8 protein-coding genes are annotated in these 18549 nt (G+C 41.5%); all 8 read left to right on the forward strand.

What is annotated here, in order from left to right; all coding sequences use genetic code 11:
* Positions 1–92 precede the first annotated feature (92 nt).
* Positions 93–2075 (forward strand): hybrid sensor histidine kinase/response regulator, encoded by a 1983-nt coding sequence (locus HMPREF9009_RS23280; RefSeq protein WP_049703517.1) that lies wholly within the window; start codon positions 93–95, stop codon positions 2073–2075.
* Positions 2076–2733: 658 nt separating this feature from the next.
* On the forward strand, positions 2734–3783 hold the full coding sequence (locus HMPREF9009_RS23290; protein WP_008026065.1) for a PD-(D/E)XK nuclease family transposase: 1050 nt from the start codon (positions 2734–2736) through the stop codon (positions 3781–3783).
* Positions 3784–4078: 295 nt separating this feature from the next.
* Positions 4079–7285, forward strand: coding sequence for a SusC/RagA family TonB-linked outer membrane protein (locus HMPREF9009_RS23295; RefSeq protein WP_049703519.1), 3207 nt, complete (start codon positions 4079–4081; stop codon positions 7283–7285).
* Positions 7286–7307: 22 nt separating this feature from the next.
* Positions 7308–9122 carry a RagB/SusD family nutrient uptake outer membrane protein gene (locus HMPREF9009_RS23300; RefSeq protein WP_008026069.1) on the forward strand — a complete coding sequence of 605 codons (1815 nt, stop codon included), beginning with the start codon at positions 7308–7310 and terminating at the stop codon, positions 9120–9122.
* Between the two features lie 271 nt (positions 9123–9393).
* Positions 9394–10977 carry a sulfatase family protein gene (locus tag HMPREF9009_RS23305; protein WP_049703520.1) on the forward strand — a complete coding sequence of 528 codons (1584 nt, stop codon included), beginning with the start codon at positions 9394–9396 and terminating at the stop codon, positions 10975–10977.
* 18 nt (positions 10978–10995) lie between these two features.
* Positions 10996–13320, forward strand: coding sequence for a glycoside hydrolase family 20 protein (locus HMPREF9009_RS23310; RefSeq protein ID WP_049703521.1), 2325 nt, complete (start codon positions 10996–10998; stop codon positions 13318–13320).
* 69 nt (positions 13321–13389) lie between these two features.
* Entirely contained in the window at positions 13390–16479 is a 3090-nt protein-coding gene (locus HMPREF9009_RS23315) for a glycoside hydrolase family 2 TIM barrel-domain containing protein (RefSeq protein ID WP_083444246.1), read from the forward strand.
* A gap of 144 nt (positions 16480–16623) precedes the next feature.
* Positions 16624–18441, forward strand: a complete 1818-nt coding sequence (locus HMPREF9009_RS23320; protein ID WP_049703522.1) for an alpha-L-fucosidase — start codon at positions 16624–16626, stop codon at positions 18439–18441.
* Positions 18442–18549: the final 108 nt, after the last annotated feature.

An 18549-nucleotide genomic window follows, 5' to 3' on the forward strand; every position in this document is an offset into this window, starting at 1 on the left:
TAAAAAGCCTCTTTCTTGCTATGTAACAAAATATTTAAGTAACTTTGCTTGGATAAACAATCAATATTGTAATACTATACAAATTTTGCTGCATGGAACAGACTTTGGAAAATGGGATAGCTGACAACTTATTGCACAACATCTTTAATGACCTGTCTGTAGGCTTGGAGTTGTATGATAAGGACGGTCTCATGATAGATGTCAATTATTCGCGGTTGAGATCAATGGGGATAAAAGACAAAAAGGATATTCTGGGCTATAATCTATTTAATTACACTAGTTTCTCTGATGAAATCAAAGAACAGGTCAGAAAAGGAGAAACAGTGCGTTTCATGGCAAAATATAATTTTGATGACGTGCGTCATCTTTTTCCTACTAATCTGTCCGGTATAAAATTCTTCGAGATTACCGTTTCTTTCGTACATAATGAAAAGTCGGAAATTACGAATTATATGGTGATTAGTCAGGATGTCACTGAACGTGTTCTGTGGCAAAACAAATATGATAATCTTTACGAAGAAGCGGTGCGCTCAAAAAAAGAACTTCTTGAGAGCGAACAAAGAATGATCCAATTGATCCGTCAGAATGAGTTGGTATTGAACAATATTAATTCGGGATTGGCATATATTGCGAACGACTATATCGTACAATGGGAGAATATCTCGCTTTGTAGTAAAAGCCTTTCTTATGAGGCTTACAAAAAAGGGGAGCCTTGCTATCTGACAGCCCATAATCGCACCACTCCTTGTGAGAATTGTGTGATGCAACGTGCCCGGAGATCCGGTCAGGTAGAGTCTATCTTGTTTAATTTGGATAACAAGCATGTCATAGAAGTTTTTGCTACTCCCATATTTAATGAACAGGGAGATGTTGACGGTGTCGTGATTCGCGTAGATGATGTTACCGAGCGACAGCACATGATAGGTGAACTTGAAACGGCAAGGAGCCGTGCTGAACAATCCGATAAGTTGAAATCCGCCTTTCTGGCAAATATGAGCCACGAAATCCGTACACCGTTAAATGCTATCGTTGGTTTTTCCGATTTATTGATGGTGACGGAAGATCAAGAAGAAAAAGAAGAATTTATTCAGATTATCAATGCCAACAATGAGTTGCTTTTGAAACTGATTAACGACATACTGGATCTTTCGAAAATAGAAGCCGGCTCGGTAGAACTGAAATACGAAGATTTTGATTTGGCTGTTTATTTCAACGAATTAGCTGCTTCGATGCATCGTCGTGTAGTAAATCCGCAGGTTCGGTTAGTTCCCGTGAATCCTTATGAAACCTGTACCGTTCGTTTGGATAAAAACCGGTTAGCGCAGATTCTCACTAACTTTGTAACTAATGCTATCAAATATACCTCCAAAGGAACTATTGAAATGGGGTATGAAAAGATAGACGGAGATATTCGTCTTTACGTTCGCGATACAGGTATTGGTATACCGGAAGATAAAAAAGACAAGGTGTTCCATCGTTTTGAGAAACTGGATGAATTTGCACAGGGAACCGGACTGGGACTGTCTATTTGTAAAGCCATCGTTGAGGCTTGCAGGGGAGAGATAGGCTTTGAGTCGGAATTTGATAAAGGGTCTTTATTTTGGGCGGTTTTGCCATGCCAGTTCGATTCGGTTGACAGCGAGCCGACTTCTTCACGTCGGAATAATGAGAAGGATGCAGATAATGAAAGCATTCTTGACTCCGAAGAAACAAAGAAAGTACCTAAAAGAGTACTGGTCGTTGAAGATATTCAAAGTAACTTCTTTTTGGTATCTTCTATCTTGAAAAATAAATGCCAGTTGTTACACGCACCGAATGGACTGGAGGCAGTTGAGATTGTCCGTACCCAACCGGTGGATTTGGTACTGATGGATATGAAGATGCCTGTTATGGACGGGCGTACTGCAACCTCGGAGATCCGGAAGTTCAATGCTGAAATTCCAATTATCGCCCTGACTGCTCATGCCTTTGATGCCGACCGGGTAGCTGCGTTGAAAGCCGGTTGTGATGATTATCTGGTGAAGCCGATCAATGGCGCGAAGTTGATGCAGACTCTGAAAGAGTATGGTTGTTGAAAGGATGGGATTAAAAATGTGCTGATCTGAAAAATGGTATATTCTATTCTTTCTGTTTTTAATATATCAGTCACTTGTTTGTGGTGAAGGAAAAAACGCTCTGCATTTTGGATGAAAGAATGTAGGGTTGTTTGTTGTCCTGGATAATTCCTGTCTAAAAATAAATAATTCCTCTGTATTGCTATCTATATGCTTACTGTTTGCCCGTATGTAGTTTGCTTTATCATTTTTCTTTTGTGCGCTTGTGATGATGAACTAGCCTATAAACGGGCTTTTCCGAGGGCTTTTATAACTTGGTCGGTGAGTATGGAAGGCTTTCTCGGTGAGCAAGGATGTGTTCCTCACCGAGGAATGGCTTATTGCTCACCGAGGAAAATCATTTATTTCTTTAAAGAAAACGCATATCATCTGAAAATATATGCTGTATTGTGGCGGTAATATGCATATATATGTGATAATATGGATGCTTTTAATTCCGGATTACCATCTTCAATAGTTTTGTTTTCTTTCTTAATCTGAAAAATAGAACATCTTCTTGTTTGTTTGGAAGAATTGAAAGGGAGACAGCTTACTATAAAAGGCTATAAATCCGTAAAGTTTGGGATTGTTTTTTATGTTTATGGATTTAAATAGTTACCTTTGCTAAAAATAGAATATCATGTCCAAATACGTCAATCCTTTTACTGATATAGGATTTAAAATTATTTTTGGTCAACCGGCCAGTAAGAATTTGCTCATCACTTTGTTGAACGAACTACTTGCAGGTGAACATCATATTACAGAACTTACTTTTCTGGATAAGGAAGATCATGCGGACAATGTGAGTGATAAAGGTATCATTTATGATCTTTATTGCCGTACAGCAAGTGGTGAGTATATTATCGTGGAGATGCAGAATCGTTGGCACAGTAATTTTTTAGATCGTACACTTTATTATGTTTGTCGTGCTGTGAGTCGGCAGATAGAATCTCCTTCTTCAAAAGAAGTCCCTGTCCCTGAAGATCCGATGACTGCAAGAGAACCACTTGTCTCTTATGGAAAGCAGTATAGACTACCTACTATATATGGAATTTTCCTGATGAATTTCAAAGAGGAAAATTTAGAGGCTAAATTCCGTACGGATACGGTTCTTTCCGACCGTGATACAGGGAAGATTGTTAATCCGCATCTCCGGCAGATTTATTTGCAATTTCCTTATTTTACAAAGGATTTGTCGGACTGCCATACATTATATGATAAATTAATTTATGCACTGAAGAATATGAGCAATTGGAATAGAATGCCGGATGCTTTGAAAGAACAAGTGTTTGAACATCTGGCGAGATTGGCAGCAGTTGCCGATCTTTCGGAAGAAAACCGTATCGCTTATGATAAGGCATTAGATCGGTATAGGGTCAACCAAATTGTAGAGGAGGATGAACGGCGTAAAAACGAAGAGATGCGGAGAAAAGCGGCTGAAGAAGGGTTAAAGGAAGGGATGAAGGCCGGGTTGGAAAAAGGAGTGAAAAAAGGAAGGCTAGAGGGAATAAAAGAAGGGATGAAAGAAGGGATGAAAGAAGGGATGAAGGAAGGGTTGGAGAAAGGGTTGGAGAAAGGAGAGCAAAAGAAGCAAATTGAAATTGCTCGGAAGATGAGAGAGGACGGAATATCCATTGATATAATTATCAAATACACGGGTCTTCAATCTTCTGATATAGAAAATCTATAATATATCTTCATAGGAAAATTGTTGTAGTTATATTAGGATAAAATATAAAGTAGGCGGGAATATTCAGGAATGGATACTTCCGCTTTCTTGTTTTGATTCGTAAGATGTCCAACAATGTCTATGATGGTTAGATATATCGATGAAATGGATGATTTTAGACAAAATTGGAAAAATAGTAGCTAAAATAGAACATGCATATTCAGTAACCACGTCTATATTTGCGTATGGATTTCAGCAAAAAATCTGGAATAAGCTTTTTAATCTTTAAATTTAATAATTTATAAAAATGACTTCTATGAAGAACCTATCAAAAGTTTTTCTGCTATGTTTCATCACATTGTTTGCGTTTGCAGCGCAATCTATGGGACAAGGAAAAAACATTACCGGTCAGGTAGTGGATGCTCTAAATGAAAGTATGCCTGGTGTCAATGTACAAGTAAAAGGTACTACTAATGGGACAATTACCAACATTGATGGAAAATTCTCCATTTCCGTTCCAAACTCAAAATCAGTGTTGGTCTTTACTTTTATCGGTTATTCCAAACAAGAAATAGTGGTTGGAAATCAGACTAAAATTAACGTTCAATTAAAAGAGGATGCACAAAATTTGGATGAAGTAGTTGTTGTTGGTTATGGAACGGCTAAAAAGAGCGATTTAACAGGTGCTACAGCTAGTCTTCGTCCTGATGCGAATGATGCTTCAAAAGCTGTATCTATTGACGGGCTATTGCAAGGTAAGATTGCAGGTTTAAATGTAACAGCTTCAATGTCTACTCCGGGTGCTGCTTCTTCTGTCACTATCCGTGGTGCTAACTCATTACGTGGAGATAATCAGCCGTTATATGTGATTGATAATGTGCCGCAAGCATCTACTGGTGAGTTTGCCGAGTCTGCTGTGGGAGGTGGTGATTTCCAAATAGCTCAAGATCCGTTGAGTGCAATAAATCCTAATGATATTGAGGATATTACCGTCTTGAAAGATGCTTCTGCTACTGCGATTTATGGTTCTCGTGGTGCCAATGGCGTAATTCTTATTACAACTAAAAAGGGAAAGGCCGGAAAGGCAAAAGTAAATGTCACAGCGAACTTTACGATAGCTAATGCACGTAACTTGCACGATATGTTAAATTTGGAAGAGTATGCCGATTACACTAATTCTAAATTAGACCAACCGCGATATTATCTGCAACCTAATGGTGAAATGCGTTACGTATTTAGTGGTAATGAATCCGCTTATCAGGCAGATCCGAATAATCCGGAATTATATAAGGTTATTACCTATCGCAACTGGCAAAAAGAAGCATATACATCAGCTTTCTCACAGGTCTACTCGGCTTCTGTCAGTGGAGGAACTGCCAGTATGAAATATTATATCTCCGGTAACTTTAAGGATATTAATGGTATCGTAGAAAATACAGGAATAAAACAGGGTGACTTACGTGCTAATTTAACTGCTGAATTATCTAAAAAAGTAACTTTAAATTTGATATTGAGCGGTTCATTAAAGCAGAATGATATGATGACGGGCGGTAATACAACCGGAGGCGTTGCCGGATCTTTGGCTCGTACGGTTCTTGATACAGCTCCTTATATTGTTCCTGATGATGATCCGGGTGCTTTGGAATCAAAAATGAATGTATTTAGTTGGGTAAATGATTATGATGATATTACTAATAATAAGACATTTAATGGAAGCTTGAATCTGAATTGGAACATTAATAAATATTTCTCGTATAGTCTGCGTGCAGGGGGGAATATAATTGTCAATGACCGTAAACGTTGGTATGGGATTCAGTTACCTCCGGGAGAAAATGTGAAGGGTTTACTGGCAATCAGTAATGTCAATAAGTCTAATTATACAGTGGAAAACCTGTTAAACTTTAATATGGACTTGACTAAGGATTTTCGTCTGTCGGCAACAGCGGGTATCACTTATGATGAATATCATTTTCTGACAGAGAATGTTTCAGGCAATACTTTTTCTATCTATGACTTACGTACTAAAGGATTGTCTAATGCAGGAAAAGTGGATGTAAAACAGCCTATACAAAAAGATTATCAATTACTTTCATATTTAGGACGTGTTAATTTATCTGCTTATGATAAGTACTTGTTGACGGCTTCATTGCGTGCTGACGGATCCAGTAAATTTAAAAAGGGTAATCGTTGGGCATATTTCCCGTCTTTCTCATTAGCATGGCGTATGGAACAGGAAGCTTATATGAAGAGCATTGATTGGCTAAGTCAGTTGAAGGTACGTGTTGGTTATGGTGAGACAGGTAATCAGGGTATTGATCCATATCAGTCTCTATCTATTTATGAAAATAAGGTGGACTATGCTGATGGAGATGGGAATAAACTGACGTCTATGCAAATCAAAAGTCTGCAAAATGAGGGTTTGAAGTGGGAACGTACTTCTTCGTGGAATGTTGGTCTTGACTTTGGTTTCTTTAATGGTCGCTTGAATGGTGCATTTGATTATTACCGTAAAAACACAAAAGATTTGTTGGTTGAGCGTGCTCTGCCATATTCCAGTGGATTTGCAACAGTGATGATAAATGAAGGCTCGTTGTTGAATAAAGGTTTTGAGTTTAGTTTAAATGCTGATATTATTCGCAGTAACGGGTGGAAGTGGAATGTAGGCGGAAATATTGGTTTCAACAAGACTACGATTGAGAATTTAGGTTTGGAAGTTTCTGATATAGGTTCCTTGAAAGGAGTACGTGGTTATTTAGGTAAGACGATTGGCGATCATTTTGGACCTGCAAATGTTTTTATTGAGGGTGAGGCTCCGGGACTATTTTTCGGTTATAAGACACAGGGAATTATTCAGGAAGAAGATGTTGTTGATGGCAAAGTAGGATATATCTCATCAGATGGTTCTACCAAATATTACACTTCATCTGTTGGAAATGATATGGCAGCTGGTAATATTAAATGTGTGGATGTGAATGAAGATGGTATAGTAGATCCTAATGACATGGTTGTGATAGGTGATCCGAATCCTGATTTCACCTATGGTTTCCAGACACGTTTGGAATGGAAGAATCTCTCTCTCTCTGCTTCTTTTACAGGTGTTTATGGTAATGATATTCTGAATACAAATATCCGTTACGAACAGACTCCTTCCAGACAGGCTGGAAACTTGAGAAAAGATGCTTATTATAATGCCTGGACTCCGGAGAATCGTTCTAATTTATATCCGTCGTCTACTTCAAATGTAAAAGGTGTTGTTTATGATCGTTATGTAGAAGATGGAAGTTATTTGCGTTGTTCAGATATTACGCTGAATTATATTTTGCCTAAAGCGTGGATGACTAAGATTGGGTTCCAGAATACCAGTATTTTTGCTTCAGTAAAGAATGCATTTGTTATAACCAATTATAGTGGATATGATCCGGAGGTAAATAGCTTTGCATTTGATGGCCTGCGTCGGGGTATTGATATGAATGCTTTTCCAAATATGCGTTCTTTTGTGTTTGGCTTGAATGTAACCTTTTAATTTACAATAAATGATTATGAAAATGAAGAAATTTACCTATATATTTTTATTAGCAAGCTGCTTATTATTGGCTTCTTGTGAATCGTGGTTAGATGAAGACCCGCAATATACTTTGAATACACAAATTCAGTTTTCTACTTCTGAAAAGGCACGTGCAGCATTATATGGATGCTATGGTTATTTTGCATTGACTAGTGGAGGATATGGTCAGCATTGGCAAGAAATTCCGGTACGATATAGTGGTTTCGGATGGGCACAGACTAATGGGGGTACAAATGATATGTGTGGATGGCTGCAATGTGACTATACAGATGATCTGTTGACAAATGCATGGTATGTAATGTATAAAGTAATTAATGAAACGAATGCATTTATAGCCAACGTAGAAAGTACTTCTTTGGAGGATAAAGACGAAATGGCTGCAGAGGCTCATTTCTTGCGTGCCTTGTCTTATTATAACCTTGCAATATGTTGGGGAGATGTACCCTTGAAGACAACTCCTTCTTCTCATGACGGCGTAGCTGTACCTCGTTCCTCGCGTTTAGAGGTGTTGGATGTTGTACGAAGTGACTTGGAATTTGCTTCAAAATATTTGCCGGAAACGAATTCTGATGGATTTCCAACGAAATGGACTGCAGAAGCATATTTAGGTAAGTTGTATCATACTTTAGGTTGTTTGGGTGATGCTACAGCTTGGGAAAAAGCAAAGACCTATTTTGAAGGAGTGAAAGGTAAATATGATTTGGAATCGAAATTTTCTAATTTATTTGTTGATAAGATTAAAGGTTCTAAAGAATCTATATTTCAACTGGGATTTCAGGTGAATGGTGAGTTGTCTTCTTTTAATAGGGGATCTTGGGTTTTTAATCCTGCTGCATCATCGTATGGTAAGAGTTTCCATAGAGTGAAGTGTACGAAAGCTTTTTATGATTTCTTTGCGGGAACCTATTGGGGAGATCCTCGTATTGAGACTACATTTATGGCAAAATGGAGAAAATGTACAAACAATATCGGACCTGTAGCTCAAGTAGAGCCTGTGCCGTCTGCCCGTGACTCTACCTATGAATATCCTTATTTCACTTATGATAGCGGTATAAAACCTGCCGGTTGGAAAAATAACAAGTTGTTAGTTGGTAGAATTCCTTATGAGTTATTGACTAATAAAGAGAATCCGAGCGCGGATGAAATTTTGGCTATCACGAATGATGAAACCAAATTTGATGAGAAATATCGTAAAGGATTGAAAGATTTTTTGAATGTATGTACTGCGGCGGGTAGGACAGGAGAAAGAGCGGCATGGCCTCATTTTGCAAAAGCTTTTGATATGAATATGGCAGGTATTGCCAGTCATAAAAATCTAATTTTATATCGTTATGCAGATTTATTATTGATGTTGGCTGATGTCTATAATGAATTGGATAGAAAAGACGATGCAATTAATACAGTAGATCTCGTGTTGGCGCGTGCACGTAAGTCGGGAGCTAAGGTTTCGACACAACCAGCCAAATGGGAGTCAACATTAACAAAAGATCAAGTACGTGAAAAGATATTCTTTGAAAGACTTTTTGAAGGTGCCGGTGAAACTGAAATGTATCAAATGATGCGCTTGCGTGGAACTGAATATTTGAAAAAAGCACTTACTGTGAATAATAATCACTCAATAACTAAAAAGTGGCAGGAGAATAATCCCAATGCAACGGGAGTCTGGGGTGAACGTATTTACAATAATGGAAATTTGAATGATGAGACTTTCTTGAAAAAGAATTTGTTGTTCCCTATTCCGCGTGATGAAATGAATACTAATATAGCTATTACAAAAAATAACTTCGGCTATTAAAAATAGTAGTTATAACAAGTTGTTTTTTCCCGAATGCAGAGGAGGAGTGTTTCTGCTTTTCATTCGGGTTTTCTTTATATAAATAGAAATCATTGTATATATTTTCTTGGATTTGCTGGATTGGAAATGAGTTGTAAATAGTGTTTTTGCCATTTTTCCTTCTGAAACAGACAAAAATGGAGAATATTGGAAATTAATTGGTTATTTGTGAACATGGATTTTGTTGACAGGTCTCTACCTTTGTCACTACAATCTAATATAAAGTTGTTTTATGGAAAAACTGCAATCAAACTTATTCTTTCCTTTAGCAGGAATAGCTGCCGTAGCTTCCCTTGCTTCCTGCTCAAACAAGCAAAAGTCTGCGGAGCAACTCCCTTTGAATATCGTCTACATTATGACAGACGACCACACAGCTCAAATGATGAGCTGTTACGACACACGCTACATGGAAACCCCCAACCTCGACCGCATTGCTGCTGACGGTGTACGTTTTACTCAAAGCTTTGTTGCCAATTCTTTAAGCGGCCCCAGCCGTGCCTGCATGATAACGGGCAAACATAGTTGTGCCAATAAATTCTATGATAATACCACTTGCGTATTCGACAGTTCACAACAAACTTTTCCGAAACTGTTGCAGAAAATCGGTTATCAGACAGCATTGGTGGGTAAATGGCATCTTGAAAGTTTGCCTTCCGGCTTTGATTACTGGCAGATTGTTCCCGGACAAGGAGACTACTACAACCCGGATTTCATCACGCAGAACAATGACACTATCCAAAAACATGGATACATCACGAATCTTATTACTGATGACGCCATTGACTGGATAGAAAACAAACGCAATCCGGAAAAACCTTTCTGCCTTTTGATTCACCACAAAGCAATTCACCGTAACTGGTTGGCGGATACTTGCAACCTGGCTTTGTACGAAGATAAAACCTTCCCGCTACCGGATAATTTCTTTGACGATTACGAAGGACGTCCCGCCGCTGCCGCGCAAGAGATGAGCATTGTGAAGGACATGGACATGATTTATGACCTCAAAATGCTTCGTCCTGATAAAAACACCCGTCTGAAATCCTTATATGAGAAGTATGTCGGACGTATGGACGAAGGTCAACGTGCTGCATGGGACAAATTCTACACGCCGGTTATAGATGATTTCTACAGGCAGAACCTGCAAGGCAAGGAACTTGCCAATTGGAAATTCCAGCGTTACATGCGTGACTATATGAAGACCGTAAAATCACTGGACGACAATGTTGGTCGTGTACTCGACTATCTGAAAGAGAAAGGCTTGCTGGATAACACACTTGTCGTCTATACTTCCGACCAAGGATTCTACATGGGTGAACACGGTTGGTTTGATAAACGCTTCATGTACGAAGAATCCATGCGTACACCGCTTATCATGCGTTTGCCGAAAGGATTCGACCGCAGGGGTGATATCACAGAAATGGTACAGAACATCGACTATGCACCCACCTTCCTCGAATTGGCAGGAGCAGAAATCCCTTCTGATATCCAAGGGATATCCCTCGTTCCTTTACTGAAAGGCGAACATCCGAAAGACTGGCGGAAAGCTCTCTACTATCATTTCTATGAATATCCCGCTGAACACATGGTGAAACGTCATTACGGGGTACGTACAGACCGCTATAAATTGATTCATTTCTATAATGATATCAACTGGTGGGAACTCTACGACTTGCAGGCAGACCCGTCGGAAATGCACAACCTCTACGGACAACCTGAATACGAACCGGTAGTGAAAGAACTGAAAGAAGAAATGCTGAAACTTCAGGAGCAATACAATGACCCTGTCCGCTTCTCACCGGAAAGAGACAAGGAATAACACCAACGTATATACACCATGAAAAGATACATCTTAATCATTCTCATACTGCTTTCGCCACTGACAGTGTTCTTGCAGGCTGATAACTTAACATCCCCTTTAATTTCAATAGTACCACGCCCGACACAGATTGTGCCGGGTAGTGGTAACTTCACCTTTTCTGCAAAAACGGCCTTTGCGGTAGAAAATCAGGAGCAGGCTGCGATTGCCCGCAATTTTATCGACTTGTTTACCCGTGCTGCCGGAATAACTCCGGCTTTGAATGTCGGCAGCAAAGAAGGACAAATTCGTTTCGTGACGGATTCTTCTTTTAAACCCGAAGCATATCTGTTGGAGATTACACCGCAACAGATACTTATTAAAGCTTCGGATACAAAGGGCTTCTTCTATGCCCTGCAATCTGTCCGTCAACTCCTGCCTGCTACCATAGAATCAGAGCAACCGGTACAGAATATCGCTTGGAGCGTTCCTGCAATGACAGTTCGGGATGAGCCCCGTTTTGGTTTCAGAGGATTACTTTTGGACCCGGTACGCTGCTTTATTCCCAAAGAGAACGTACTGCGAATCATCGACTGTATGGCGATGTTGAAAATAAACAAACTTCATTTTCATCTGACGGACGATAACGGCTGGCGGATTGAAATAAAGAAATATCCTCGTTTGACAGAAGTAGGAGCGTGGAGAGTAGACCGTACGGATGTACCTTTTCACTCACGCCGTAACCCGAAGCGTGGAGAGCTTACTCCAATAGGTGGTTTCTATACACAGGAGGAGATTCGGGAAATTGTAGCTTATGCTGCCGACAGACAAATAGAAGTCATTCCGGAAATAGATGTACCGGCACACAGTAACGCTGCTTTGGCTGCTTATCCCCAGTTTGCTTGTCCGGTTGTGAAAGACTTTATCGGTGTACTTCCCGGCTTGGGAGGACGAAATTCCGAGATTATCTACTGTGCGGGAAATGATAGCGTATTTACATTCTTGCAGGATGTCTTTGACGAAATTCTGGCACTTTTCCCTTCCCGCTATATTCATGTCGGAGGAGATGAAGCGCGAAAGACGAACTGGGAAAAATGTCCGCTTTGTCAGAAACGGATGAGAAAGCAGCATTTAGCCAATGAGGAAGACTTGCAAGGTTATTTCATGAAGCGTATTAGTGATTATCTGCGTAAGAAAGGACGCGAGGTGATTGGCTGGGATGAATTGACAAACAGCTCTTTTCTTCCCGAAGAATCCATTATTCTCGGTTGGCAGGGAATGGGAACGGCTGCCCTGAAAGCTGCTGAAAAAGGACATCGTTTCATCATGACTCCGGCGCGTATCATGTACCTGATTCGCTATCAGGGACCGCAATGGTTTGAACCGGTAACGTATTTCGGTAACAATACCCTAAAAGATGTTTTTGATTACGAACCTGTACAGAAAGACTGGAAACCGGAATACGAATCATTGCTAATGGGTATACAGGCCTGTATGTGGACGGAATTCTGTAATAAACCGGAAGATGTGGATTATCTTTTGTTCCCTCGTCTGGCTGCCTTGGCAGAAGTGGCTTGGACAGCTGCAGGAACGAAGGACTGGACTGGATTTTTGAAACGAATGGATGTATACAATTCGCATATTGCAGAAAAAGGAATTGTTTATGCCCGCTCAATGTATAACATACAACAGACGGTGACACCAGTGGACGGACATCTGGAAGTGAGTTTGGAATGTATCCGTCCGGATGTGGAAATTTATTATACACTGAATGGGAGTAATCCGGCAATGTCTTCTCATCGTTACGACGGACCTATCTGTGTGACGAAAACGCAAATGGTGAAAGCCGCTACCTTTATGAACGGCAAGCAAATGGGAGAAACCTTAGAGTTGCCACTCACATGGAACAAAGCTACGGCAAAACCTTTGCTTGACAATAAGAAGAACGAAATGTTATTAGTCAATGGATTGCGGGGAAGCTTGAAATATACTGATTTTGAATGGTGTAACTGGAGCCGGAATGATTCTATCTCTTTCACAATAGATTTGCAGAGTCAGGAAAAACTGAATAAATTAACCATTGGTTGCATTACGAATTATGGAATGGGAGCGCACAAACCGAAAATGATTCGCGTAGAAGTTTCTGATGATAATCGTACCTACCATGCCATAGGAGAATTGAACTTTTCTCCGGAAGAAATCTATCAGGAAGGAACTTTCAGAAATGACTATTCGATAGACATGGGCGGAGTATCTGCTCGTTATGTCCGGGTGACGGCAGAAGGTGCGGGGATATGTCCCGACGAGCATGTCCGCCCCGGTCAGGAAGCGAGAGTCTATTTTGATGAAGTGATTATAGAATAGTAATCAAGTAGTTAAAAATAGCAATTAGGTGCTTTGTAAAACAATCTTGTATAAACTAATTATGATGACATGCTTATGAACATTAGCTTTAAGAAACGAACTTCTTTAATCTTATCAGCAGTACTGGCTGCCACTACTTTCACGTTAGCGCAGCAACAACCGTTACCCGAATGGCAGAGCCAGTATGCGGTGGGACTGAACAAACTCGCTCCTCACACATACGTATGGCCTTATGCCAACGCTTCCGACATTGAAAAGCCGGGAGGGTATGAACAGTCTCCTTTTTATATGAGCCTGAACGGAAAGTGGAAATTCCATTGGGTGAAGAATCCCGATAACCGTCCGAAGGACTTTTACCAACCTTCTTATTACACAGGAGGATGGGCGGACATCAATGTGCCTGGCAACTGGGAACGTCAGGGTTATGGCACAGCTATCTATGTCAACGAAACGTATGAATTTGACGATAAAATGTTCAACTTCAAGAAGAATCCGCCGCTGGTACCGCATGCGGAGAATGAAGTCGGCTCATACCGCCGTACCTTCAAAGTGCCTGCCGACTGGAAAGGACGCCGGGTAGTACTTTGTTGTGAAGGGGTCATCTCTTTCTATTATGTATGGGTGAATGGAAAATTGCTTGGATACAATCAGGGGTCAAAGACAGCTGCCGAATGGGATATTACTGACGTCCTCAATGAAGGCGAAAATGTGGTTGCTTTGGAAGTGTACCGATGGAGTGCGGGTGCTTACTTGGAATGTCAGGATATGTGGCGTTTGAGTGGTATCGAACGCGATGTGTATCTTTACAGCACTCCCAAACAGTACATTGCCGACTACAAACTGAATGCATCTTTGGACAAAGAGAAATACAAAGATGGAATTTTCGGACTTGAAGTGACCGTAGAGGGACCTTCTATTACACTTGGAGCCACTTCTATTGCTTACACCCTGAAAGACGCCGAAGGCAAAGCTGTCCTGCAGGATGCTATCCGGATAAAATCCCGTGGATTGAGCAATCTTATCACGTTTGATAGAAAGAATCTACCTGATGTAAAGGCTTGGAGCGCAGAGCATCCTCATCTTTACACATTGATACTCGAACTGAAAGATGAACAAGGCAAGGTCACCGAACTGACCGGTTGCGAAGTCGGCTTCCGTACCTCGGAAATCAAAGACGGACGTTTCTGCATCAACGGTGTTCCGGTATTGGTGAAAGGAACCAACCGCCACGAACACTCCCAGCTGGGACGTACCGTGAGCAAAGAACTGATGGAACTGGACATCAAACTGATGAAACAGCACAATATCAACATGGTGCGTAACTCGCATTATCCGACTCACCCTTACTGGTATCAGCTTTGCGACCGCTACGGATTGTACATGATTGATGAAGCAAATATCGAATCCCACGGCATGGGATATGGGGCTGCTTCTCTTGCCAAAGACACTACCTGGCTGACCGCACACATGGACCGCACCCACCGGATGTACGAACGTTCCAAGAATCATCCCGCTATCGTCATCTGGTCGTTGGGAAATGAAGCCGGCAACGGAATCAACTTCGAGCGTACCTACGACTGGCTGAAATCGGTAGAAAACACTCGTCCCGTGCAATACGAACGTGCTGAATTGAACTATAATACGGATATTTACTGCCGTATGTACCGCAGTGTGGACGACATCAAAGCATATCTTGCGAAGAAAGACATCTACCGTCCTTTTATTCTTTGTGAATACCTGCACGCGATGGGCAACAGTTGCGGCGGACTGAAAGAATACTGGGATGTATTTGAAAACAATCCGATGGCACAAGGTGGCTGCGTTTGGGACTGGGTGGACCAGTCATTCCGCGAAATAGATAAAAACGGTAAATGGTATTGGACGTATGGCGGTGATTACGGGCCGGAAGGAATCCCGAGTTTTGGTAACTTCTGCTGTAACGGTTTGGTAGGCGCCAATCGTGAACCGCATCCGCATTTGCTTGAGGTAAAGAAAGTATACCAGAATATAAAAGCGACTTTGGCGGATCAGAAGAATCTGACTATTCGTGTCAAGAACTGGTATGACTTCTCTAATCTGAATGAGTATGTACTGAACTGGAATGTGACGGCAGACAATGGCAAGATTTTGGCAGAAGGTACGAAAACGATTGATTGTGCACCGCACGCTATCGTAGATGTAATTTTAGGCGTTGTCAAACTTCCGAATACAATTCGTGAGGCTTATCTGAATATCAGTTGGATGCGTCGTGAAGCATCTTCAATGATCGATAAGGACTGGGAAGTGGCATACGATCAGTTCGTGCTTGCCGGTAATAAGAATTACACAGGCTACCGTCCGCAAAAAGCAGGTGAAACGACTTTCACCGTTGACAAGCAAACAGGGGCGCTGACTTCATTGAACCTGGACGGCAAAGATTTATTAGCTGCTCCGCTGACATTGAGCCTTTTCCGCCCGGCAACGGATAATGACAACCGGGATAAGAATGGTGCACGTCTGTGGCGTAATGCAGGATTGGATAATCTGACCCAAAAGGTCGTTTCACTGAAAGAGGGCAAGACTTCGACCACTGCCCGGGTAGAAATTCTAAATGCGAAAGCGCAAAAGATAGGAACTGCCGACTTTGTTTATTCATTGGATAAAAACGGTGCGCTGAAAGTTCTTACTACTTTCCAGCCCGACACGACCATCGTGAAATCAATGGCACGTCTGGGACTGACATTCCGTGTGGCGAACACCTACGATCAGGTTTCTTACCTCGGACGTGGAGAGAATGAAACATACATTGACCGCAATCAGTCCGGCAAAATCGGTGTATATCAGACCACACCGGAACGGATGTTTCATTATTATGTTGCTCCGCAATCTACGGGCAACCGCACCGATGTACGTTGGGCGAAGTTGGCAAATACTTCCGGCGAAGGCCTCTTTGTAGAATCAAATCGTGCTTTCCAGTTTAGTATGATTCCTTTCTCGGATGTATTATTAGAGAAGGCCCGCCATATCAATGAACTGGAACGTGATGGCTTGCTGACAGTGCATCTGGATGCCGAACAGGCAGGCGTGGGAACGGCTACTTGTGGTCCCGGAGTGTTACCGCAATACTTGGTTCCATTAAAGAAACAGAGTTTTGAATTTACCCTTTATCCGGTGAAATAGATACTAAATCAATAGGTTATTTAGATTATATATAAAGGTGGGGGTTACACTGATTGAATGGGATATCGTAAGAAAGTATTCCATGAGAATCGTGAAATCCGTACCTTTATTTTACTTTTGTAAAACTGCAATAATTTATAGGCTATGAATAAACTACTAATCTCTCTCTTATTGTCTTCTACCCTCATCGGTGGAGTGCAGGCACAGAAAAAAGAAAACTACTACGTGAAGCATGTTGAATTTCCTCAAGATGCAACGCTCGAACAGAAAGTCGATATGGCAGCGCGGCTGGTACCCACTCCGCAACAATATGCCTGGCAACAAATGGAACTGACCGCTTTCCTTCATTTTGGCATCAACACTTTTACCGGACGTGAATGGGGAGACGGAAAAGAAGATCCCGCACTCTTTAATCCTTCAGAACTCGATGCTGATCAATGGGTGAAGAGTTTGAAAAATGCAGGTTTCAAAATGGTTATTCTGACCGCAAAGCATCACGACGGTTTCTGCCTGTGGCCTACAGCTACAACGAAACATTCCGTAGCCTCTTCTCCTTGGAAGAACGGACAGGGGGATGTCGTAAAAGAACTTCGGAAAGCCTGCGATAAATATGATATGAAGTTCGGTGTCTACCTTTCTCCCTGGGATCGGAATGCGGAATGTTATGGAGACTCTCCCCGTTACAATGAATTTTTTGTCCGTCAATTGACGGAATTGCTCACCAATTATGGTGAGGTGCATGAAGTCTGGTTCGACGGGGCGAATGGCGAAGGCCCGAACGGAAAAAAACAAGTGTATGACTGGGACGCTTTCTATAAAACCATCCAACGCCTTCAACCGAAAGCTGTGATGGCAATCATGGGCGACGATGTCCGCTGGGTAGGAAACGAGAAAGGGATAGGCCGTGAAACGGAATGGACTGCAACTGTGCTTACTCCCGGTATATACACCCGTTCGCAAGAGAATAACAAACGCTTGGGTGTTTTCGGTAAAGCAGAGGATTTGGGAAGTCGTAAGATCTTGGAGAAAGCTACGGAATTATTCTGGTATCCTTCTGAAGTAGATGTATCTATCCGTCCGGGATGGTTCTATCATGCGGAGGAAGATGGTAAAGTGAAGTCTTTGAAACATTTATCGGATATTTATTTCCAGTCGGTAGGATATAATTCAGTGCTTCTATTGAATATTCCGCCTGACCGGAGAGGGCTGATTCATGAAGCTGATATCAAGCGGTTAAAAGAGTTTGCCGACTATCGGCAGCAAACGTTTGCTGACAACCGTGTGAAAAACGGAAGGAAATGCTGGTGCGCTACTTCGGGTAGTGAGATTGTTTATACCTTGAAGGCCAAATCGGAAATCAATTTGGTTATGTTGCAGGAAGATATAGCGAAAGGGCAGCGGGTAGAGGTTTTCACTGTGGAAGCCTTGACTGATAAGGGCTGGAAAGAAGTTGGAAAAGGTACGACAATAGGATATAAACGTATGTTGCGTTTTCCCACGGTTAACGCCAGTAAGCTCCGGGTGAAAATAGGCGAATGTCGGTTGACTGCTTGCGTTAGTCAGGTTGCCGCTTACTATGCAGAACCTTTGCAGGAAGAAACAAAGAAAGAAGACTGGAATAACTTGCCGCGCTCCGGATGGAAACAAGTGGCTATCTCTCCGTTGACTATTGATTTAGGTAAGACAGTGACGTTGGGTAGCTTCACGTATGCTCCTGCAAAGGCAGAGGCAAAACCGACGATGGCATTCCGTTACAAATTCTTTGTGAGTGAGGATGGTAGGACGTGGAAAGAAGTTCCGACTAATGGAGAGTTTAGTAATATTATGCACAATCCGTTGCCGCAGACGGTCACTCTCGGACAGAAAATACAGGCACGTTTTATTAAACTGGAAGCTACTACGCCAACTGCAACCACCGCAAAAATAGAAATGAATGAAATAGGAGTGATGGTAACTCCCTGATGGAGTCCTCATTGAAAGATATGCTTAGAGAGTAGCAGTGGAGACTGGCGTCTTGATTCTTGATGAATCAGATACCGGTCTCTTTTTTTCTAAACCAAATGAATATTT

Origin of the sequence: Bacteroides sp. 3_1_13, from assembly GCF_001185845.1 — a bacterium.
GTDB lineage: Bacteria > Bacteroidota > Bacteroidia > Bacteroidales > Bacteroidaceae > Bacteroides > Bacteroides xylanisolvens.

Coding starts and splice junctions, on each gene's coding strand:
- HMPREF9009_RS23280 (WP_049703517.1), top strand. CDS start 93: ATGGAACAGACTTTGGAAAATGGGATAGCTGACAACTTATTGCACAAC.
- HMPREF9009_RS23290 (WP_008026065.1), top strand. CDS start 2,734: ATGTCCAAATACGTCAATCCTTTTACTGATATAGGATTTAAAATTATT.
- HMPREF9009_RS23320 (WP_049703522.1), top strand. CDS start 16,624: ATGAATAAACTACTAATCTCTCTCTTATTGTCTTCTACCCTCATCGGT.
- HMPREF9009_RS23315 (WP_083444246.1), top strand. CDS start 13,390: ATGCTTATGAACATTAGCTTTAAGAAACGAACTTCTTTAATCTTATCA.
- HMPREF9009_RS23300 (WP_008026069.1), top strand. CDS start 7,308: ATGAAGAAATTTACCTATATATTTTTATTAGCAAGCTGCTTATTATTG.
- HMPREF9009_RS23305 (WP_049703520.1), top strand. CDS start 9,394: ATGGAAAAACTGCAATCAAACTTATTCTTTCCTTTAGCAGGAATAGCT.
- HMPREF9009_RS23310 (WP_049703521.1), top strand. CDS start 10,996: ATGAAAAGATACATCTTAATCATTCTCATACTGCTTTCGCCACTGACA.
- HMPREF9009_RS23295 (WP_049703519.1), top strand. CDS start 4,079: ATGAAGAACCTATCAAAAGTTTTTCTGCTATGTTTCATCACATTGTTT.